Origin of the sequence: Brevundimonas sp. (genome assembly GCF_035626535.1) — a bacterium.
Taxonomy (GTDB): domain Bacteria; phylum Pseudomonadota; class Alphaproteobacteria; order Caulobacterales; family Caulobacteraceae; genus Brevundimonas.
Window position 1 is genome coordinate 1 of record NZ_DASPNO010000027.1, and the last position, 20,299, is coordinate 20,299.

The window sequence follows — 20,299 nt, forward strand, 5'->3', positions numbered from 1 at the left end:
GGAAGGGGTCAACCCGGGCGACACGCTGGACTCCAACCAGGAGCAGACGGCCGCCGACATCCGCGCCGGCCGCATCGGGGCCCTGTTCAACGGCGTGGGCGCCAGGACGACGCGGCTGGTGCAGGAGATGGCGGTCAGGGACAGCCGCCTCGGCATTCCGCTGCTGTTCGCGGCCGACGTCGTCCACGGCCTGCGCACCACCTTCCCGGTGCCGCTGGGCGAGGCGGCGAGCTGGGACGTCGACCTGGCCGAACGCACCGCCCGGGCGGCCGCCGTCGAGGGCGGCGCGGCGGGGGTGCACCAGACCTATGCGCCGATGGTCGACATCGGCCGCGACCAGCGCTGGGGCCGGGTGGTCGAGGGCGCCGGCGAGGACGTGCTGCTCGGCCAGCTGTTCGCCGCCGCCCGGACGAAGGGCTTCCAGGGCGACGACCTGAAGGCATGGTCGTCGCTGCTGGCCTGTCCCAAGCATTTCGCCGCCTATGGCGCGGCCGAGGCGGGGCTGGACTACAACACCACCGACATGAGCGAGCGTGAGCTGCGTTCGATCTATCTGCCGCCGTTCAAGGCCGCCTTCGACGCCGGCGCCCTGTCGACGATGAGCGCCTTCAACGACCTGAACGGCGTGCCGACCAGCGGCAACAAATGGCTGCTGACCGACCTGCTGCGCGGCGAGTGGGGCTTCGCCGGCTTCGTGGTTTCGGACTACACCTCGGAGGAGGAGCTGATCGCGCACGGCTATGCGGCGGACGGCCGGGACGCGGCGCGCATCGCTCTGATGGCCGGCGTCGACATGTCGATGAAGAGCGGCCTCTACATCAAACACATCCCGGAACTGGTGCAGTCTGGCGACGTGCCGGTGGCGCGCGTCGACGAGGCGGTGCGGCGGGTGCTGATGACCAAGGCGGCGCTGGGCCTGTTCGAGAACCCGTACCGCGGCTCGGACGTGCGGCTCGAGGCCCGGGTGACCGGCAGCCGCGAACACCTGGCGCTCGCCCGCGAGGCCGGGCGCAAGTCGATCGTGATGCTGAAGAACGAGGGCGGCCTGCTGCCGCTGCCGAAGACGGGCAGGCGCATCGCCCTGATCGGCCCGTTCGGAGACGACCGGACCGACCTGTTCGGGCCGTGGTCGATCTTCAAGGACGACAAGCTGGCGGTCTCTCTGGAACAGGGCCTGCGGGCGGCGATGGGCGAAGGTTCATCGCTGAGCGTGGTCAAGGGGTCGGACGTCGAGGCGCCGCTGGCTGGCGGGATCGAGGCCGCGGTCATGGCCGCCTCCCAGGCCGACGTGGTGCTGCTGGCCATCGGCGAGAGCCAGAACATGTCGGCGGAGGCGCAGTCCCGCGTCGACATCGGCATCCCCGAGCCGCAGCTGGCGCTGGCCGAGGCCGTGGCCGCGACCGGCAAGCCGGTGGTGGTGCTGCTTCGCCACGGCCGGGCCATGGAGCTGAGCGGCGCGGTGAAGGACGCGCCGGCCATCCTCGCCACCTGGTTCCTGGGCTCGGAGACGGGCCACGCGGTCGCCGATGTGTTGTTCGGCGATCACGCGCCCACCGGGCGGCTGCCGGTCAGCTTCCCGCACTTCTCGGGCCAGTCGCCGTTCTACTATGCGCACAAGACCACCGGCCGCCCGGCCGCGTCGCGCAACGAGGGCTTCAAGGCGCAGTTCCGCGAGACGTCGAACACCGCGCTCTACCCGTTCGGGCACGGTCTGACCTATGCGCCCGTCAGCTATTCGGCGGTGCGGCTGTCGGCGTCCACGATGGCGTGGGACGGCCGGCTTACAGCCACGGTCACACTCACCAACGGCGGCGCGCGCGAGGCTTCGGAGGTGGTGCAGCTCTACATCCGCGATCGGGCGGCCTCGATCACCCAGCCGGTGCGGCTGCTCAAGGGTTTCCGGCGCGTCACCGTTCCGGCGGGCGGTTCGGTCGAGGTCAGCCTGCCGCTGACCTTCGCGGACCTGCTGTTCCTCGGCCCGGATCTGGCGCCGACCGTGGAGCCCGGCCTGTTCGACGTCTGGCTGGCGCCCAATGCGCAGGCCGGCGAGGCGGCCCAGTTCACCCTGACGCGCTGATCAGGCGAACGCGGCCTCGTAGAGCTCCGGCTTGAAGCCGACCAGCGTGCGGTCGCCGAGGTCCAGCACCGGTCGCTTGATCATCGACGGCTGCGCCAGCATCAGGCGGATCGCCTTGTCGCCGTCGAGGTCCGCCTTGTCCGCGTCTGGCAGGGCGCGAAAGGTCGTGCCCGAGCGGTTCAGCACCGTCTCCCAGCCGTGCGCGGCCACCCAGCCCTCCAGCCGTGGGCGGTCGATCCCCGCCTTCTTGTAGTCGTGGAAGGCGTAGGCGACGCCGTGCCGGTCAAGCCAGACGCGGGCTTTCTTGACGGTGTCGCAGTTGGGGATGCCGTAGAGGGTGCGGGTCATCGCGCCTGTCTGCCGGGAGCGCCGGCGAGTCGCAAGCGACCCACGCTTGCATTTAACCGTTTGGTTTAATATAAGGTCGGTCTTCAGCAATGGAGATCGTCGATGACCGCCCTCCCCCCGCGTCAGAAAGTCATTCCCTGCCTGTGGTTCGACAAGCAGGCCGAGGAAGCGGTGAGCTTCTATGTGTCGCTGTTGCCGGACTCGCGCATCGACGCCGTCATCCGCTCGCCGGGCGATTATCCCAGCGGGCGGGCAGGCGACGTGCTGCTGGTCGAGTTCACCCTCGCCGGGAACCGCTACACCGCCCTGAACGGGGGGCCGATGTTCAGGTTCAACGAGGCCATCTCGCTGCAGATCGACTGCGAGGACCAGGCCGAGGTGGACCGGCTGACCAACGCCCTGTCCGCCGTGCCCGAGGCCGAGCAGTGCGGCTGGGTCAAGGACCGCTACGGCCTGTCGTGGCAGATCGTGCCCTATGCGATGAACCGCCTGCTGGCCGATCCCGACGAGGGTGTCCGCAAGCGCGTGTTCGACGCCATGATGCAGATGAAGCGGCTCAACGTCGCCGAGCTGGAACGCGCCGCCCGGGGGTAGTTCCGGTCAGTCGTCGTCGGCCTCGGCCGCCCCGACCGTGACAGGCGTCGGACCGCCCGCCAGCGCGCGGTCCAGCGCCTCCTGGTCGAGCCCCTTCTCCCACTTCGCCACCACGATGGTGGCGACGGCGTTTCCGATGAAGTTGGTCAGGGCCCGGCATTCGCTCATGAACCGGTCGACGCCGAGGATCAGGGCCATGCCGGCGACCGGCACCGACGGGACCACTGCCAGCGTCGCGGCCAGGGTGATGAAGCCGGCGCCGGTAACCCCCGCCGCGCCCTTGGAGCTGAGCATGGCGACCGCCAGGAGCAACAGCTGATCGCCCAGCGACAGGTCGACCCCGCACGCCTGGGCGATGAACAGCGCCGCCAGCGTCATGTAGATGTTGGTGCCGTCGAGGTTGAACGAATAGCCGGTCGGCACGACCAGCCCGACCACGGACTTGTCGCAGCCGGCGCGGCCCATCTTCTCGATCAGGCTCGGCAGCGCCGCCTCCGACGACGAGGTGCCGAGGACCAGAAGCAGCTCCTCCTTCAGATAGCGGATCAGCTTGAAGATCGAGAAGCCGTTGAACCGGGCGACGGCGCCCAGAACCACGACCACGAACAGGGCCGAGGTGACGTAGAAGGTGGCCACCAGGGCGGCGAGGTTGATGACCGACTCGATGCCATAGCGGCCGATGGTGAAGGCGAAGGCGCCGAAGGCGCCGATCGGCGCCGCCTTCATCAGGATGGCGACCAGTTTGAAGAAGGCCTCGGAAACGCTGTCCAGCACCGTCATGACCGGCTGGGCGCGGTCGCCGATGACCGCCAGCGAGACGCCGAACAGGATGGCGAAGAACAGCACCTGCAGAATCTCGCCGCCGGCGAAGGCGCCGACCACGGTCTCGGGAATGATGTTCATCAGGAAGCCGACGATCGAGGTCTCGTGGGCTTGGGTGGCGTACTGGGCGACGCTGGCAGGATCGAGCGTGGCCGGGTCGACGTTCATGCCGGCTCCGGGGCGAACGATATTGGCGACGACCAGGCCGATGATCAGGGCGAGGGTGGAGAAGGTCAGGAAATAGGCGAAGGCCTTGCCCACCACCTTGCCGAGCCGGCCGAGGTCGCGCAGGTGGGCGATGCCCGTCGCGACGGTGAGGAAGATCACCGGGGCAATGATCATCTTCACCAGCCGGATGAAGGCGTCGCCGAGCGGCTTCAGGCTTTCGCCGAAGGTCGGCCAGAAATGGCCGATCAGCGCGCCGAGTCCGATAGCGACCAGCACCTGGAAATACAGGTGGGTCCAGATCGGCGTCCTTTTGGGCGGCGGGGCGGCCTCGACCGCGACCCCGGGTGCGGCCTTCACGGGCCGCGGCGCGCGCCGGCGCGGCGTGTCGGATGTCGTCGTCGGCTTCCGCGCCATGCCTGTCCCCCGTCGCGCAGCCGCGCGATTCGGCATCATAACCCGTAGCGCCGACTACGGCATATCCTGCCGGGGCCTGCAGGCCGGCGACCCGGACCATCGGGGCCGGGTCAGCGCTCCCGCTGGGGGTGGATCGTCTCCCCGCGCTTCAGCATCTCCACGAACTCCGCGATCTTCTTCTTCCGCCCGGCCTCCGTCTTCATGTTGTGGACGCGAAACGCGAGGGCGAAGCGGTTCTGGGCGCTCAGCCTGCCCAGCATGGCCATGGCCTTCGGCTCGGCGTCGATGGCGGCCTGCAGGTCGTCGGGAATGGCCATCTCCTGGCCGCTTCCGTAGGCGCGATCCCAGCGGCCGTCGGCCCTGGCCGCCTCGACCTCCTTCAGCCCGTGCTCCGTCATTCGGCCCTCGGCGATCAGGCGGGCGACGTTGTCGACGTTGATCCGGCTCCAGATGCTCTTCCTCGTCCGCGGCGTGTAGCGCTGCAGGTAGCTGGTTTCGTCGAAGCTCTTGCGGACGGCGTCGATCCACCCCCAGCAGAGGACGACGTCGATCGCCTCCTTCGGCGTGATCGAGGGCATGCCCGAGGCGACCTTGTGGATCTTGATCCAGACCTCGGATTCGCTGGCGTGGTGCTCGCCGAGCCATCGGTAGAAGGCGTCGGCGTCCACGAACTCGTGGACCCGGGCGGGATCGACGGCGATCGGGCCCTTTATTCCCATTCGATAGTGCCGGGCGGCTTGGAGGTGACGTCGTAGACGACGCGGTTGACGCCCCGCACCTCGTTGACGATGCGCGTCGCCGTCCGGCCGAGGACGTCCCACGGGAATTCGAAGAAGTCGGCGGTCATGCCGTCGGTCGAGGTGACGGCGCGCAGGGCCAGAACCTTCTCGTAGGTGCGCGCGTCGCCCATGACGCCGACGGTCCTGACCGGCAGCAGGACGGCGAAGGCCTGCCAGATCTGGTCGTAGAGGCCGGCCTTGCGGATTTCCTCGAGGTAGATGGCGTCGGCCTGCTGCAAGGTCTCCACAGCCTCGGGCGTGATCTCGCCGGGGATGCGGATGGCGAGGCCCGGTCCCGGGAACGGATGGCGGCCGACGAAGGCGTCGCTCAGGCCGAGCTCGCGGCCGAGGGCGCGAACCTCGTCCTTGAACAGTTCGCGCAGCGGCTCGACCAGCTTCAGCTTCATGAAGTCCGGCAGGCCGCCGACGTTGTGGTGGCTCTTGATGACGTGGGCCTTGCCGCTGGACGACGAGACGCTTTCGATCACGTCGGGATACAGGGTGCCCTGGGCGAGAAATTCGGCGCCCTCGATCTTGTGGGCCTCGCGATCGAACACCTCGATGAAGACCCGGCCGATGGTCTTGCGCTTGATCTCGGGGTCGGACTGGCCGGCCAACGCGCCGAGAAATTCCTTCGACGCATCAACGTGGATTAGCGGAATGTTATAGTGCTCTCTGAATAGCGTCGTGACTTGTTTCGCCTCGTCCTTGCGCAGCAGGCCGGTGTCGACGAAGACGCAGGTGAGCTGGTCGCCGATCGCCTCGTGGATCAGGACGGCGGCCACCGAACTGTCCACGCCGCCGGACAGGCCGCAGATTACCCTGGCGGAGCCGACCTGTTCACGGATCTGGGCGATCTTCTCATCGCGGTAGGCGGCCATGGTCCAGTCGCCCTTCAGCCCGGCGATGCCGTGGGTGAAGTTCTTCAGCATCGTCGCACCCCGCGGGGTGTGCATGACTTCCGGGTGGAACTGGACGCCGTAGAAGCGGCGGGTCTCGTCGGCGATGACGGCGTAGGGCGAGCCGGGCGAGGAGGCGACGACGTCGAACCCCGCCGGAATGGCGACGATCTTGTCGCCATGGCTCATCCACACGCACTCTTCCTCGCCCACCTCGGCCAGGTCAGCCAGCAGGGGCGAAGCCTTCTGGACAGTGATCTCGGCGCGGCCGAACTCGCGCGTGAGGCCGCCCTCGACCTTGCCACCCAGCTGCTCGCACATGGTCATCTCGCCATAGCAGATGCCCAGCACCGGCACGCCGGCTTCGAACACGCCCTGGGGCGCACGCGGACTCCCCTCCTCGTGGACGCTCTCGGGACCGCCCGACAGGATGATGGCCTGGGGCTTCATGGTCGCCAGCGCGGCCTCCGCCTTCGCATAGGGGTGAATCTCGCAATAGACGCGCGCCTCGCGCAGGCGGCGGGCGATCAGCTGGGTCACCTGGCTGCCGAAATCGACGATCAGGACCTTCTGGTGATCAGCGGGGGCGGTCATGCGGGCTCCGTGGCGGCAGGCGAGAAATGGTCATGCAACAGGTCGAGCGCTTCGGCCAGTCGGAGGTCTATCTCCGCCAGAGCGTCGGTCCAGTGCGAGAGGGCGGACAGATCAGTGCGGCCATCGCTGACGCCGCGCAGACCCAGAACCGGCAGGCCGAAATGGGCGGCGGCGCGAACGACTGCGAACGTCTCCATGTCGACCATGTCGGCCTCGACCAGGTCATATGCGGCGCCGGAAACGACGCTGGCGCCGCTCGCGAGCCGGGCCGCCGGCAGGGATGCGGGACCGTCGGCGAGCGGCAGTACGGCCGACCCGGGTAGGAACGGCGTCTCGCCCTTCGGGAAGCCGAGGCAGCTGGCGTCCATGTCGCGATAGCTGACGTGCGAGACGCGGTAGACGCGAGCGTGGTCGAGGGCCCGCGAACCGGCTGAACCCAGTGAGACGACGAGGTCAGGGAGCGCGTCCTCGGCCGCAAGTACGGCAAGGGCGTGACCCACGGCGGCGGCGGCCTCCACAGGCCCAACGCCGGTGATCAGCGGCCGGACGCGCGACTTCAGCGCCGGGCCGTATTCGGGCTCGGCGGCCATGACGCACAGGACGGCCTTCGAACCGAAGCGGGAAAGGGCCCAGTCCCCGCTCACGCCCGCCGCTCGTAGAGGGTGAGGAAGAAGCCGTCGGTATTGGTCGAGGCCGGGGACAGACGCAGGCGATGGCCGGCGGCGCTGGTGGCGAGCCGCTCGCGGGCGCCCCCGGTCAGGTTCTGCGAATTGACGGTCGCCGTCACGGGGACCGGCTGGAAGTCCGGATGCGCGGCCTCGAAGGCGTCGGTCGTGGCCTCGTTCTCGCGGCTCAGCATGGAGCAGGTGACGTAGACCAGACGGCCGCCGGATTTCACCAGCTGGGCGGCCTGCGAGAGGATGCGCAGTTGCAGGGCATGGAGGCGTTCGACCTCGTCGGGCTTGAGCCGCCAGGCGTCCTCCGGCCGGCGGCGCCAGGTGCCGGAGCCGCTGCACGGGGCGTCGACGAAGACCAGATCGGCCTTGTTGTTGAGGTCCTCGACCCCGCCGCCGTTCTGGCCGATCAGGCGCAGGTCGGCCTCGACGCCGGCGCGGGCGAGGCGGGGGCGGATGTTGTCGAGTCGCTTCGACACGACATCGCAGGCGACCAGCGTCCCCTGCCCTTCCATCGACTGGCCCAGCGCCAGTGTCTTGCCGCCGCCGCCGGCGCAGTAGTCGACCACGGTCATGCCGGGCGCCGCACCGGCGAGCCACGAAACGATCTGGCTGCCCTCGTCCTGGATTTCAAACCGTCCGGCCTTGAAGGCTTCGAGCGCCTGCACATTCGGCGGCGGTTCGGACGGCAGGCGCAGTCCCCAGGCGGACCAGGGCGTCGGCTCCGGCGACAGGCCAGCCTCGCGAAGTTCAGCGGCGACCCCATCGACGGCGGCCACGGCGCCGTTGACGCGCAGGTCGATCGGCGCGCGGGGCGCCATCAGCTCGCGGGCCTCCTCGCTCCAGCGGTCGCCGAAGGTCGTCTTGAAGTCCTCGACCACGAACTCGGGCAGGCCGGCGGCGACCCAGCCGGGCAGGTCGCCCTCCCCGGCCGTGATCCGGGCGCGTTCCTGCTTCGAAAGCGGGCGCGGGCCGTAGCCCTCGCCGGAGTGCAGGGCCTCGATCTCTTCCAGCGGCAGGCCGTCGATCAGAGCCAGCGAGCCGATCACCAGCGCCCGACCGTCCTCGCGTCCGCCCATGGCCCAGACCAGACGCCCGCGGGCGCGCAGCACGCGATAGACGCGGTCGGCCACGGCGCGGCGGTCCTTGGAGCCGGCGTAGCGGTTCGCCGCGCCCCAGGCCTTGAGCACGACCTCGGCCGGGGCTCGCCCCTGGGCGATGCTGTCGAGGACGGAGGCGGCGGCGGCGAGGCGGGCGGCTGGGGTCAATTCAGGCTTTCAAAGGAACAGGGCGGCGAGGACCATCACCAGCCCGCCGGCTGCGACGAGCCAGACCAGCGAGCGGAGGTAGGGCACGCCGAAGGCGTACAGCGGCAGGTAGATCAGCCGCCCGAAGAAGTAGAGGTGCGCTCCGAGGGCGGTCAGTTGTCCGTCCTTACCTGCGATATGCGCCATGATCACGGCGGCGGCGAAGATCGGCAGGGTCTCGAACAGATTGGCCTGGGCGCGGATCAGCCGGCCGGCGTACTTGCCGGGCGGCGGGGCTTCGCCGTCGCGGGGACCCGCGTTCCACTTGACGCCGAGCTCCGCTGTCTGCGCCACGGCGGCGGCCCCGATCTGGACCAGCGCCAGGATCAGGGTGAAGGCCAGCAGAATGAACTCCGGCGTCATGTCCATGGCCTGCGCTCCCCTGCTCAACCCTGCCGGTAGTTCGGCGCCTCGCGGGTGATCATCACGTCATGGACGTGGCTCTCACGAAGCCCGGCCCCTGTGATGCGCACGAACCGCGCCCGCTCCTGGAAGTCGGCGATGGTGGCGGCGCCGACATAGCCCATGGCGGCGCGCAGCCCCCCGACCATCTGATGCAGCACCGGGGCGATCGGCCCCTTGTAGGGCGTCTGGCCCTCGATGCCCTCGGGCACCAGCTTCATCTGGTCCGAGACTTCCTTCTGGAAGTAGCGGTCGGCCGAGCCGCGGGCCATGGCCCCGACCGAGCCCATGCCGCGGTACGACTTGTAGGACCGGCCTTGGTAGAGGAAGACCTCGCCGGGGCTCTCGTCGGTGCCTGCGAACATCGAGCCCATCATGGCCGCCGAGGCGCCCGCGGCGATGGCCTTGGCCAGATCCCCCGAATATTTGATGCCGCCGTCGGCGATGACCGGTGCACCGGAGTCCTTCGCGGCGCGGACGGCTTCCATGACGGCGGTGAGCTGCGGCACGCCGACGCCGGCGACGATGCGGGTGGTGCAGATCGAGCCGGGGCCGATGCCGACCTTCACCGCATCCGCGCCCGCATCGATCAGGGCCCGGGCGGCGTCATAGGTGGCGACGTTGCCGGCGATGATCTGGATGCGGTTCGATTCGCGCTTGATGCGCTCGACGACGCGCGAGACCTGGATCGAATGGCCGTGGGCGGTGTCGATCACCACCACATCCACGCCCGCCTCGGCCAGGGCCATGGAGCGCTCATAACCGGCGTCGCCGACGGTGGAGGCGGCGCCGACCAGCAGCCGGCCCTGGTCGTCCTTGGCGGCGTGGGGGTGGGCCTGGGCCTTCTCGATGTCCTTCATCGTGATCAGGCCGGTGGCCCGATAGTCGTCGTCCACGACGATGACCCGCTCGATCTTGCGGTCGCGCAGCAGGGCCAGGGCCTCGTCGCGGCCGGCGCCCTCGCGCACCGTGATCAGGTCGCCGGAGGTCATCAATTCGCCGGCCCTGCGGTTCGGGTCGGTGTCGAAACGCATGTCGCGGTTGGTCAGGATGCCGACGAGCCGGCCCGTGGCCGGATCGACGACCGGGAAGCCGCTGATCTTCTTCTTGGCCCGGATCTCGTGGATCTCGCCGAGCGTCGTCTGCGGCGTGATGGTCACCGGGTTGATGACCATGCCGCTTTCGTAGCGCTTCACCTCGCGGACCATGTCGGCCTGTTCCTCGACCGTCATGTTGCGGTGGAGGACGCCCAGACCGCCGGCCTGGGCCATGGCGATGGCGAGGCGGCTTTCGGTGACCGTGTCCATGGCGGACGAGGTCAGCGGGATGTTCAGCCTGATGTCGCGGGTGAGCTTCGTCGAGACATCCGCGTCGGCGGGCATGATCTCGGACGGGCCGGGTTCCAGCAAAACATCGTCGAAGGTGAGCCCTTCGCGTATCTCCATGAGGAGTCTCCGTTTTGCGGGCCGCGTATAACCGTGGAAGGCCGGGAACCGCAAGGGCCGCTCGCGCCTATCACCACGATAAGAACAATTGCCTTGCCGGATGCGGCGCCGGCCCCACATCTGAAAGACGAATGGTTCGACTGTTGATCAGCACCGCCCGCCGCCTCGCGCTCAAGATCGCGAGCTATGGCGTGATGCACCTGGTGGTGGCGATCCTCGTCGCCTTCGCCATTACGCGCGACTGGCGGCTGGCGCTGGCGGTCGGCGTGGTCGAGCCCTTCTTCCAGACCATCGCCTATTCGATCCACGACCGGATCTGGCACCGCATCGAGCATCGCGGCATGCTGTCGGGCGTCGAGGAAGCCGCCGAGGCGGTCACCGCGCGTCTGGAGGTCATGCGGCCCGAGGAGCAGACCCGGGCGCACGGTCATGGGCATCACGGCCACAGCCACGCCCTGCCCCGTTCACTGAAGCAGATCGCGCTGAAGACGGTCACCTATTGCATGATGCATTTCGCCGTGGCGGTGACGGTAGCCTTCGCCCTGACCCAGAATTGGCGAACGGCGCTGGCCATCGGCATCATAGAGCCGCTGGTGCAGACGGTGTTCTTCACCGTGCACGACCGGGTGTGGACCCGGATCGAGGCGCGCAAGGCCCGGCGGGCGGAGGAGCTGGCGAGCGCCTAGCGCCGGTTCATCGCCACCAGAAACACCTCGGCGCTGTCCTTCCGGCTCGACTCCGGCTTGACGTATTTGACCGTCTCGAACTCGGCGCGCAGGCGGGCCAGCACGCCGCCGGCGTCGCCGCCCTGGAAGTTCTTCGACACGAAATGCCCGCCGGGCTTGAGCGTCCGGATGGCGAAGTCGGCGGCGATCTCGATCAGGGCGATGATCTTCAGATGATCGGTCTGGCGATGGCCGACGGTGTTGTGGGCCATGTCCGAGAGGACGAGGTCGGGCGGCCCGCCGAGCAGCTCGATCATCTGCCTGTCGACCCCCGGATGAGTGAAGTCAGCCTGGATCAACTCCGCGCCCGGAATCGGCTCGATCGGCAGCAGGTCGACGCCGACCACCGCCTTCGCCCCCCGCTTCAGCGCCACCTGCACCCAGCCGCCCGGCGCGGCGCCGAGGTCGATGACCCGGCTGCCCTGTCTGATCAGGTGGAAGCGGTCGTCGATCTCGAGCAGCTTGAAGGCCGCGCGGCTGCGCCATCCCTCGGCGCGGGCGCGCTCGGACCATTTGTCGGACAGCTGGCGCTTGATCCACTGCTGGCTGGACATCGACTTGGTGTCCGCCGTCTTCATCTTCGTGCCCATGCCGCGCCCCGCCGCGGTGCCGCCCGAGGGCGGGCGGACCATGCGGCGGCGTTCGGGCTTGGGCTCATCGTCGGACATGGGGCCGCTTATGTCATCAGGCCACGGTCGACGGAAGGCGCGACCTGGGGCAGGCTGCGATATCCCGGCCGGATGATCCCATGTGCAGCCAGTTTCAGGTCAAGCTCCCCCTGCACATCGTCGAGGCGTCGTTCAGCCATACCCGCTTCCCGCTGCGCTTTCCGGCGGGTCGCCCGAACATCGAGCCGCGCGAGGACGTGACGATCGGTGATCCAGCCGCCGTGGTCCTCGCAAGCGAGGAAGGGCCGGAGATGGTCACCCTCCCCTTTGCGTGGAAGGGACCCAACGGGCGGCCGGTGTTCAACTTCCGCTCGGAAGGGCGACGGTTCGGGAGCAGCCGCCGCTGCCTCGTTCCGGCCTCCGGCTTCTTCGAGTTCACCGATCCCCAGCCGGGTCAGAGGCGCAAGACACGCTGGCTGTTCAACCTCGAGGGTGAGACATGGTTCTGGATGGCCGGGATCGTCCGGGACGGGGCGTTCGCACTCCTCACCACCTCGCCCGGGGAGGACATCGCACCCTATCACGACCGACAGGTGGTCGTTCTGCCGCCGCACGCGGGGACGGACTGGCTCGATCTCACCCGGCCGGAAGACGAGCTTCTTCGTCCTCTCGCCGCCGGCAGCCTGACGGTCGAGCGGGTGTTCCCGCCGAAGGAGCCGACGCTGTTGTGAGCGAGGCCAGGGTTTCGCGTCCCCGCGCCGGCCTGTAAGAGCGGCCAACCTCAAACAGGAGCGCGCCGATGGCCGACACCCTCACCTTCACCCTCGACACCGGCGACGGCGAAGACCGCGACGTGGTCATCAAGCTGCGCCCCGATCTGGCGCCCGGCCACGTCGCCCGCATCACCGAGCTGGCGCAGGAAGGCTTCTACGACGGCGTCGTGTTCCACCGCGTCATCCCCGGCTTCATGGCCCAGGGCGGCGACCCGACGGGCACCGGCTCCTCGGGCTCGGCCAAGCCGAACCTGAAGGCCGAGTTCTCGTCGGAGCCGCATGTCCGCGGCGTCTGCTCGATGGCGCGGACCTCCGATCCGAACAGCGCCAACAGCCAGTTCTTCATTGTCTTCGACGACGCCACCTTCCTCGACCGCCAGTACACGGTGTGGGGCCAGGTGATCGAAGGCATGGAAAACGTCGACGCCCTGCCGAAGGGCGAACCGCCCCGCAACCCGGGGAAGATCGTCAAGGCTACGGTGAACTGAAACGATGATCACCGGTGCGGTTCGCGACGAGCTGATCGCGCGCTACCGCGAACCGCACCGGCGCTATCACACCATGGCGCACATCGAGGACTGTCTGACGCAGGTCGCCGCCTCGACGGACCTGACGCCGACCGAGCGCGAGTTGCTGGAGGCCGCGATCTGGTTCCACGACGCGATCTATGATCCCACGCGTAGCGACAACGAGGCCGGGAGCGCCCGCCTTGCGAGGGACCGGCTGACGGCCGAAGGCGCCTCCACATCCTTTATCGACGAGGTCGAGCGGCTGATCCTGCTGACCGCCGGCCATTCGGTCGAGCCGGACGACCGGCTGGGCGCGCGCCTGGTGTCGATCGACCTGTCGGTCCTCGGCGCGGAACCGGAGCGCTATGACGCCTACGCCCGGGCCATCCGCGAGGAGTACGCCCATGTTCCCGAGCCGGCGTTCCGGGCGGGGCGCGCGGCCGTCATGAACCGCTTTCTCGACAGCCCGAGCCTGTTCCCCGACCCGGTCTGGGCGGAACGCCATGAAGTCAGGGCTCGGGAGAATATCCGCCGCGAGATCGACGCGCTCGCCGGCTGATCCTATTCGATCTCGACGACCTCGACCCGCGGGCCGTTCAGGACCAGGGCGATCTCGCCGCGCTTGAGCTTGAGCGCGTCCTCGCCGAACAGCTGGCGGCGCCAGCCGTGCAGGGCGTCGACAGGAGCCTCATCGTCCAGCGCGATCTTCTCGAGGTCGGCGACATTGGCGATCAGCTTGGTGGCGACGCCGGCGTTGTCGCTTTTGGCCTTGAGCAGCACCTTGAGCAGTTCGACCACCGACGGGGGGGCCGGCTGGTTATGGGCGGGGCGTTCCAGCTTGGGCGCGTGGGCCTCAGGGTCGGCCAGCACGCGCTTGAGCTCGGCGGTGAGTTCGAGGCCGAGGCGGGAAGCCCCGAAGCCCTTGGGCACCGAACGCAGCCGGTTGAAGGCGTCGGCGTCGATGGGGCCTTGGGCCGCGATCTCGTCGATGGCCTCGTCCTTGAGGATGCGGCCGCGCGGCTGGTCGCGCTCCTGCGCCGCACGCTCGCGCCACACGGCCGTGGCCACGAAGGCGGCGAGATACCTGGCCGAGTATTTCTTGGGTTTCAGCCGCTTCCAGGCCTTCTCCGGATCGGTGTCGTAGAGAGCCGGGTCGGTCAGGTCCTCCATTTCGGCCATCACCCAATCGAGGCGGCCCTCCTTCTGCAGGCGGTCGCGCAGCTTCGGATAGAGGGCGGCGAGGTGGGTGACGTCGCCGAGGGCGTAGATCAGCTGGGCGTCCGACAAGGGACGGCGCGCCCAGTCGGTGAAGCGGCTGCCCTTGTCGACCTCCTGACGCAGCATCTGGCGGACCAGCGCTTCATAGGAGACCTGATCGCCGAAGCCGGCGGCCATCGCCGCGACCTGCGTGTCGAACATCGGTTTCGGCATGGCGCCGAGCTTGACGAAGATTTCGACGTCCTGACGGGCGGCGTGGAACACCTTCAGGATTGACGGGTCGCGCAGCAGGTCGAGGAAGGGCGACAGATCGAGCCCCTCCGCCATGGGATCGATGATGGCGGCTTCCGTGGCCGAGGCGGCCTGGATCAGGCATAGGCGCGGCCAGTAGGTCGTCTCCCGCATGAACTCGGTGTCGACGGTGATGAAGGGCTGGTTCGAAAGCTTTGCGCAGAACTCGCGCAGCGCCTCGGTGGTGGTGATCGGCGTCATTCGGATGCTATAGCCCCGCGCAATGCGGTTGTGGCAAGAGCCGCCGCACAAATCCGCCCACTGATTCAGGCCCGTGACCGATGAGCGACACCCCCGAAAGCCTGCGCAACGGCCTGACCTACGCCGATGCCGGGGTCGATATCGATGCGGGTGAAATGCTGGTCGACGCCATCAAGCCGTTGGCGAAATCGACCCGCCGGCCCGGCGCGGAAGCTTCGCTGGGCGGATTCGGGGCGCTGTTCGATCTCAAGGCCGCGGGGTTCGAGGATCCGTTGATCGTCGCCACCACCGACGGCGTGGGCACCAAGCTGAAGATCGCCATCGAAACCGGCCGCCATGACGGCGTCGGCGTCGATCTGGTCGCCATGTGCGTCAACGACCTGCTGGCGCAGGGCGCAGAACCGCTGCTGTTCCTCGATTACTACGCCACCGGCAAGCTGGAGATCGACGCCGCGAAACGCGTCGTGGCCGGGATCGCCGAGGGCTGCCGTCAGGCGGGCTGCGCCCTGGTCGGCGGCGAAACCGCCGAAATGCCGGGGATGTACGCCGGCGGCGACTACGATCTGGCCGGCTTCTCGCTCGGCGCGGTCGAGCGCGGGCATGCGCTGCCGTATCTGGACCGCCAGGCCGCCGGCGACGTGATTATCGGCCTCGCCTCGTCCGGCCCGCACTCGAACGGCTACTCGCTGATCCGCAAGGTGGTCGAGAAGTCCGGCCTGTCTTGGGGCGACGACGCTCCCTTCGCGAAGGACCGCACCCTCGCGCAGGCGCTGATGGAGCCGACCCGGATCTACGTGAAGCCGGTGCTGCCGCTGATGAAGGCGGGTCTGGTCAAGGGCGCCGCCCACATCACCGGCGGCGGGCTGATCGAGAATCCCCCCCGCTGCATCGCCGAGGGGCTGCACGCCGTCTTCGACTGGGACGCCATTCCCGTGCCGCAGGTATTTCAGTGGCTGGGCGAGACCGGCGGCGTTTCGGACCATGAGATGCGCCGGACCTTCAACTGCGGCGTCGGCTTTATTCTCGTGGTCGCGCCGGAGAACGCCGAGCCCGTGCTGGAAGCCCTGCTCAACGCCGGCGAGGTCGCCTTCGTCTGCGGCCAGCTTGCCGCCGACTAGTTCGCCTCGTCGTCGAGAAGGGCGTAGCTGACCCTGACGATGGTCGCCCGCCCGGGATTCTGGTGAACCGTGGCCGTGATCCCGTCGCGGGTCCACACCGGCCAGTCCTCGGGCTCGTCCGGCTCCGGTGTGAAGCCGGCCTGCTCCAGCGGCCCCGCCACCGCGTCGCGGGCCTGGGCGAAGCCGCCTGCGCGGGCCTGGACTTCGCAGACGCGGCGCAGATTGCCTTCCCCGGCATTGCCGGTGACCATCAGCTTCACGAGATGATGGCCGTTGGCGGTCTGCAGGTCCCCGGCGCCGGCGCCTCCGTCGCGCGGTGACAGGCCCGCCAAGGCGATGTTGTCGGTCGGCGTCTCACCCGAAACGACGTACGGCAGACAGACGCTCACGACGATGTCGCGGGTCGCCTGACCGGCGTTCTGGGGTGCGGCGGCAAGGACGGCGGCAAGGATGAGCGCGTGCATCTGGACCTCCCGCGAACACTGTCCCGGAGGATCGGCGCGAGCGCAAGCCGTCCGCATTGACCACCGCCGTCGGCCCCGGCAAGGTCCGCGCCTTCCATGCTGAGAGGTCGCTGATGCGCGCGCTGTCGATCGCCCTGACCGGGCTGCTGCTGATTTCCGGCTCCGCCTCGGCCCAGACCCCCGCCCCTTCGGAGCACGCGCTGCTTCATCAGGTGGCGGGAGAGGTGCGGCCGGAACGGATGCGGGCGGACATCGAGGCGCTGGTGGGCTTCGGGACCCGCCACACGATGTCGGAAACGCAGTCGGACACGCGCGGTATCGGCGCCGCGCGGCGCTGGGCCCAGCGCGAGTTCGAGGCCATGAGTCGGGAGTGCGGCGGCTGCCTGACCGTGGTGACGCCGTCGGACACCGTCACCGGCGCGCGCGTGCCGACTCCGACCGAGGTGGTCGACATCGTCGCCATCCAGCGGGGCACGGGCGATCCGAACCGGGTAATCATCATCTCGGGCCACATTGATTCCCGCGTCACCGATGTGATGAACTTCACCGACGACGCCCCGGGCGCCAACGACGACGCCTCGGGCGTGGCGGCGGTGCTCGAGGCGGCCCGGGTGCTGTCGAAGCACCGGTTCGACGCGACCCTGGTTTACGCCGCCCTGTCGGGCGAGGAGCAGGGTCTGCTGGGCGGCAAGATCCTGGCGGACTACGCCCAGGCGCAGGGCTGGCGGGTCGAGGCCAATTTGAACAACGACATCGTCGGCAATTCCGAAGGCCAGTCCGGCGTGCGCGACACGACCCGCGTGCGGGTCTTCTCGGAAGGCACCAAGACGGTGGAGACCGAGGCGCAGGAAGAACGCCGCCGCTACAATGGCGGCGAGGTCGATTCCTCGTCGCGGAACCTGGCGCGGTTCATCGACGCCATCGCCGAGCGCTACCTGACCAATTTTGACGTCGAGATGATCTACCGCACGGATCGCTACGGCCGCGGCGGCGATCAGGTCGAGATGCTCCGTCACGGCTTCCCGGCGGTGCGCATTTCGGAAGGCGCCGAGCACTACCACCGCCAGCATCAGGACCTGCGGGTGGAGAACGGCATCCGCTATGGCGACACCATCGACGGCGTGGACTTCGACTATCTGGGTCAGGTCGCGCGGCTGAACATCGTGACCATGGCGGCGCTCGCCAACGCCCCGGCCACGCCGCTGGGCGTGACCATCGAGGGCGCGGTGCGGCCGGATACGACGGTGAAGTGGCAGGCGGTCCCGGGCGCGGCGGGCTATCGCGTCTGGTGGCGGTCGACCACGGCGCCGCAGTGGACCCACAGCCGCTGGGCCGGATCGGCGACCGAACTCGTCCTGCCGGGCATCGTCATCGACGACTACTTCTTCGGCGTCTCGGCCGTTTCGGAAGACGGCTACGAGAGCCCGGTCGTCTTCCCCGGTCCGGCCGGATCGTTCGTCTCGGTCGGCGATCCGGCGCCTCGCCCGGCGCAATGACGGACCGGCCCTCCGGCCGCGTTCGCGCCGCTGTCCTGATTTCCGGCGCGGGCTCCAACATGGCGGCCCTGATCGATGCGGCGCGCGACCCGGACTGCCCGTTCGAGGCGGCCCTGGTGCTGTCGAACAGGCCGGACGCGGGCGGCCTCGCCGTGGCGCGGGAGAAGGGCGTGGCGGTCTCCGTCGTCGACCATCGTCCGTTCGGCAAGGATCGGGAGGCGCACGAACGCGCCGTCGACGCCGTCCTGACGGAGCACGCGATCGAGGTGGTCGCCCTCGCCGGCTACATGCGGCTGCTGACGCCATGGCTGGTGCGACGCTGGTCGGGGCGGATGCTCAACATCCATCCCAGCCTGCTGCCGAAATATCCCGGGCTCGACACCCATGCCCGGGCGCTGGCGGCGGGCGACGTCGAGGCCGGCTGCTCGGTGCATCTGGTGGCCGAGGGCGTCGATGACGGGCCGATCCTCGGGCAGGCGCGCGTGCCGTTGCTGGCCGACGATACGCCTGGGTCGCTGGCGCAACGGGTGCTGGCCGCTGAACACCGGCTCTATCCGGCCGTACTCGCGGACTTCTGCCTTCAGATGAAACGTTTGTAATCTGACGACTTTCGCCACGACAGGACCCGGGGCTTGAGTCAGGTTGCCGCCCAAGTCTCAATCGGGGTCTCTTCAATGCTCAAGCTTCGTCTCATGGCCTGCGCGGCCACGGCCGTCCTCTCGCTTGCCGCCACCGCAGCCCTCGCCCAGAACACGCCGCCGATCGTGGAGATTCCTTCCACGACCCGGCCGGCCATCGGCGAGTTCGGCTTCGACATGACCGGCATGGACACCTCGGTCCGCCCTGGCGCCGACTTCAACCGCTACGCCAACGGGACGTGGAATGACAACACGCCGATCCCGGCCGACCGCACCTCCTTCGGCGCCTTCCATGTGCTGCACGACCGGTCGCAGGAGAACCTGAAGATCCTGATCGAGGAAAGCGTGACCAATCCCGGCGCAAGCGAGGACGCGGCCCGCATCGGCGCCTTCTATGGCAGCTTCATGGACGCGGCGACGGTGGAGCGTCTCGGCGCCAGCCCGCTCGACGCCGATCTGGCCGAGGTCCGCGCCGCCGACACCCGCGAAGAGATCGCCGCTCTGATGGGCCGCACGCAAGCGGGCTTCGGCTCGTCGATCTTCGGCGTGCAGATCTTCGAGGACCTGCAGGACGCCCGCAAGACCAGCGCCTATGTCGTCCAGGGCGGCATCGGCATGCCCGACCGCGACTACTATCTCGAAGACAGTTTCGCCGCCCAGAAGACCGCTTACCAAGCCTATGTCGCCAAGGCGCTGGACCTCGCCGGCTGGCCGAATGCCGAACAGGCCGCGGCGGACATCGTCGCCTTCGAGACCCGCCTGGCCGAACAGCACTGGACGGCGGTCCAGAACCGCCAGATCGACAAGATTTACAACCCGACCACCGTCGCAGACCTGACCACCTCGGCGCCCGGCTTCGATTGGGCCGCCTGGGCCGAGGGCGCAGGCATCGCTCACGTCCCGGTGCTGATCGCCGCCAACAACACCGCCTTCCCCGGCATGGCCAGGGTGTTCGAGGAGACCCCGATCGGGACCCTGCAGTCGTGGCAGGCCTTCCACGTGATCAACCAGGCCTCGCCCTATCTCTCCAGGGCCTTCGTCGACAACCGGTTCGACTTCTACGGCAAGACCCTGGGCGGCCAGCCCGAGAACCAGCCGCGCTGGAAGCGCGGCGTGGCCACCGTCGACGGCTCGCTCGGCGAGGTGCTCGGCCGCGAATACGTGGCGCGGCATTTCCCGGCCGAGTCCAAGGCGCAGATGGAGGAACTGGTCGCCAACCTCCGCGCCGCCATGACGGCCCGCATCCAGGGCCTCGACTGGATGAGCCCCGAGACCAGGGAGCAGGCGCTCTACAAGATGAGCCGCTTCGGCGTGAAGATCGGCTATCCCGACGAGTGGCGTGAGTACGACGGCCTGCGCCTCGTGCCGGGCGACCTGTACGGCAACGTCGAGCGTTCGGCCGCCTTCGAATGGGCCTTCAACGTCGGCAAGCTGGGCAAGCCGGTCAATCCGCTGGAATGGGGCATGACCCCGCAGACGGTGAACGCCTACTACAACCCGGTTCGCAACGAGATCGTCTTCCCGGCCGCTATCCTGCAGGCGCCGTTCTTCGATCCGAACGCCGATCCGGCGGTCAACTACGGCGGCATCGGCGCCGTCATCGGCCACGAGATCAGCCACCATTTCGATGACCAGGGCGCCAAGTACAACCGCGAGGGCCGGCTGGTCGACTGGTGGACTCCCCAGGACATGAAGAACTTCCAGTCGCGCCTCGACGTGCTCGGCGCGCAGTACG

The 20,299-nt window shown here is 68.7% G+C and carries 21 protein-coding genes; 10 read left to right on the forward strand and 11 right to left on the reverse strand.

What is annotated here, in order from left to right; all coding sequences use genetic code 11:
- Positions 1-2,077, forward strand: a 2,077-nt coding sequence (gene bglX / locus VEC04_RS03645) for a beta-glucosidase BglX (RefSeq protein WP_324773936.1), incomplete at its 5' end; no start/stop codon positions are given.
- Here bglX and VEC04_RS03650 read toward each other — a convergent pair.
- Complete coding sequence (locus tag VEC04_RS03650; protein ID WP_324773938.1) at positions 2,078-2,425, reverse strand: arsenate reductase; 348 nt, start codon at positions 2,423-2,425, stop codon at positions 2,078-2,080. It abuts the gene before it with no gap.
- 102 nt (positions 2,426-2,527) lie between these two features.
- On the opposite strand from VEC04_RS03650, the gene VEC04_RS03655 reads away from it, so the two are divergent.
- On the forward strand, positions 2,528-3,019 hold the full coding sequence (locus tag VEC04_RS03655; protein ID WP_324773939.1) for a VOC family protein: 492 nt from the start codon (positions 2,528-2,530) through the stop codon (positions 3,017-3,019).
- A 6-nt stretch (positions 3,020-3,025) separates the two neighbouring features.
- Here the strand turns inward: VEC04_RS03655 and VEC04_RS03660 are convergent, their stop codons facing one another.
- From VEC04_RS03660 to guaB, 7 genes are all read right to left on the reverse strand, one after another.
- Complete coding sequence (locus tag VEC04_RS03660; protein ID WP_414642642.1) at positions 3,026-4,366, reverse strand: dicarboxylate/amino acid:cation symporter; 1,341 nt, start codon at positions 4,364-4,366, stop codon at positions 3,026-3,028.
- A 167-nt stretch (positions 4,367-4,533) separates the two neighbouring features.
- Positions 4,534-5,142 carry a YdeI/OmpD-associated family protein gene (locus VEC04_RS03665; RefSeq protein WP_324773941.1) on the reverse strand — a complete coding sequence of 203 codons (609 nt, stop codon included), beginning with the start codon at positions 5,140-5,142 and terminating at the stop codon, positions 4,534-4,536.
- Positions 5,133-6,695 carry a glutamine-hydrolyzing GMP synthase gene (gene guaA / locus VEC04_RS03670; protein WP_324773943.1) on the reverse strand — a complete coding sequence of 521 codons (1,563 nt, stop codon included), beginning with the start codon at positions 6,693-6,695 and terminating at the stop codon, positions 5,133-5,135. The genes VEC04_RS03665 and guaA overlap by 10 nt, the downstream gene beginning before the upstream one ends.
- Positions 6,692-7,339, reverse strand: coding sequence for a 5'-methylthioadenosine/S-adenosylhomocysteine nucleosidase (locus VEC04_RS03675; RefSeq protein ID WP_324773945.1), 648 nt, complete (start codon positions 7,337-7,339; stop codon positions 6,692-6,694). The genes guaA and VEC04_RS03675 overlap by 4 nt, the downstream gene beginning before the upstream one ends.
- Positions 7,336-8,637, reverse strand: coding sequence for an RsmB/NOP family class I SAM-dependent RNA methyltransferase (locus VEC04_RS03680; protein ID WP_324773947.1), 1,302 nt, complete (start codon positions 8,635-8,637; stop codon positions 7,336-7,338). Before VEC04_RS03680 ends, VEC04_RS03675 begins: the two co-directional genes overlap by 4 nt.
- A gap of 9 nt (positions 8,638-8,646) precedes the next feature.
- Entirely contained in the window at positions 8,647-9,045 is a 399-nt protein-coding gene (locus VEC04_RS03685) for an MAPEG family protein (RefSeq protein WP_324773949.1), read from the reverse strand.
- A gap of 17 nt (positions 9,046-9,062) precedes the next feature.
- Positions 9,063-10,523 carry an IMP dehydrogenase gene (gene guaB, locus VEC04_RS03690; RefSeq protein ID WP_324773951.1) on the reverse strand — a complete coding sequence of 487 codons (1,461 nt, stop codon included), beginning with the start codon at positions 10,521-10,523 and terminating at the stop codon, positions 9,063-9,065.
- Between the two features lie 143 nt (positions 10,524-10,666).
- Here guaB and VEC04_RS03695 point away from each other — a divergent pair, with 143 nt between their 5' ends.
- Positions 10,667-11,209: a DUF2061 domain-containing protein gene (locus VEC04_RS03695; RefSeq protein WP_324773953.1), complete on the forward strand. Its 543-nt coding sequence runs from the start codon at positions 10,667-10,669 to the stop codon at positions 11,207-11,209.
- On the opposite strand, the gene VEC04_RS03700 is transcribed toward VEC04_RS03695, so the two are convergent.
- On the reverse strand, positions 11,206-11,916 hold the full coding sequence (locus tag VEC04_RS03700; RefSeq protein ID WP_324773955.1) for an RlmE family RNA methyltransferase: 711 nt from the start codon (positions 11,914-11,916) through the stop codon (positions 11,206-11,208). The two genes, VEC04_RS03695 and VEC04_RS03700, sit on opposite strands and share 4 nt — an antisense overlap.
- An 80-nt stretch (positions 11,917-11,996) precedes the next feature.
- Here VEC04_RS03700 and VEC04_RS03705 point away from each other — a divergent pair, with 80 nt between their 5' ends.
- From VEC04_RS03705 to VEC04_RS03715, 3 genes are all read left to right on the forward strand, one after another.
- The gene (locus VEC04_RS03705; RefSeq protein WP_324773957.1) at positions 11,997-12,587 is read left to right on the forward strand and encodes an SOS response-associated peptidase family protein; all 591 of its coding nucleotides are present in this window, start codon (positions 11,997-11,999) and stop codon (positions 12,585-12,587) included.
- 68 nt (positions 12,588-12,655) lie between these two features.
- Positions 12,656-13,117 carry a peptidylprolyl isomerase gene (locus tag VEC04_RS03710; RefSeq protein WP_324773959.1) on the forward strand — a complete coding sequence of 154 codons (462 nt, stop codon included), beginning with the start codon at positions 12,656-12,658 and terminating at the stop codon, positions 13,115-13,117.
- Positions 13,118-13,121: 4 nt separating this feature from the next.
- Positions 13,122-13,697, forward strand: a complete 576-nt coding sequence (locus VEC04_RS03715) for a phosphohydrolase (RefSeq protein WP_324773961.1) — start codon at positions 13,122-13,124, stop codon at positions 13,695-13,697.
- A gap of 2 nt (positions 13,698-13,699) precedes the next feature.
- On the opposite strand, the gene rnd is transcribed toward VEC04_RS03715, so the two are convergent.
- Positions 13,700-14,848 carry a ribonuclease D gene (rnd, locus tag VEC04_RS03720; RefSeq protein ID WP_324773963.1) on the reverse strand — a complete coding sequence of 383 codons (1,149 nt, stop codon included), beginning with the start codon at positions 14,846-14,848 and terminating at the stop codon, positions 13,700-13,702.
- Between the two features lie 80 nt (positions 14,849-14,928).
- Here rnd and purM point away from each other — a divergent pair, with 80 nt between their 5' ends.
- Complete coding sequence (gene purM / locus VEC04_RS03725; RefSeq protein ID WP_324773965.1) at positions 14,929-15,966, forward strand: phosphoribosylformylglycinamidine cyclo-ligase; 1,038 nt, start codon at positions 14,929-14,931, stop codon at positions 15,964-15,966.
- Here the strand turns inward: purM and VEC04_RS03730 are convergent.
- Positions 15,963-16,430 carry a hypothetical protein gene (locus tag VEC04_RS03730; RefSeq protein ID WP_324773966.1) on the reverse strand — a complete coding sequence of 156 codons (468 nt, stop codon included), beginning with the start codon at positions 16,428-16,430 and terminating at the stop codon, positions 15,963-15,965. The two genes, purM and VEC04_RS03730, sit on opposite strands and share 4 nt — an antisense overlap.
- Before the next feature lie 56 nt (positions 16,431-16,486).
- Here VEC04_RS03730 and VEC04_RS03735 point away from each other — a divergent pair, with 56 nt between their 5' ends.
- From VEC04_RS03735 to VEC04_RS03745, 3 genes are all read left to right on the forward strand, one after another.
- Positions 16,487-17,926: a M28 family metallopeptidase gene (locus tag VEC04_RS03735; RefSeq protein WP_324773968.1), complete on the forward strand. Its 1,440-nt coding sequence runs from the start codon at positions 16,487-16,489 to the stop codon at positions 17,924-17,926.
- Positions 17,923-18,525, forward strand: coding sequence for a phosphoribosylglycinamide formyltransferase (gene purN / locus VEC04_RS03740; RefSeq protein ID WP_324773970.1), 603 nt, complete (start codon positions 17,923-17,925; stop codon positions 18,523-18,525). Before VEC04_RS03735 ends, purN begins: the two co-directional genes overlap by 4 nt.
- A gap of 75 nt (positions 18,526-18,600) precedes the next feature.
- A partial coding sequence (locus VEC04_RS03745) for a M13 family metallopeptidase (RefSeq protein WP_324773972.1) occupies positions 18,601-20,299 on the forward strand: 1,699 nt, incomplete at its 3' end.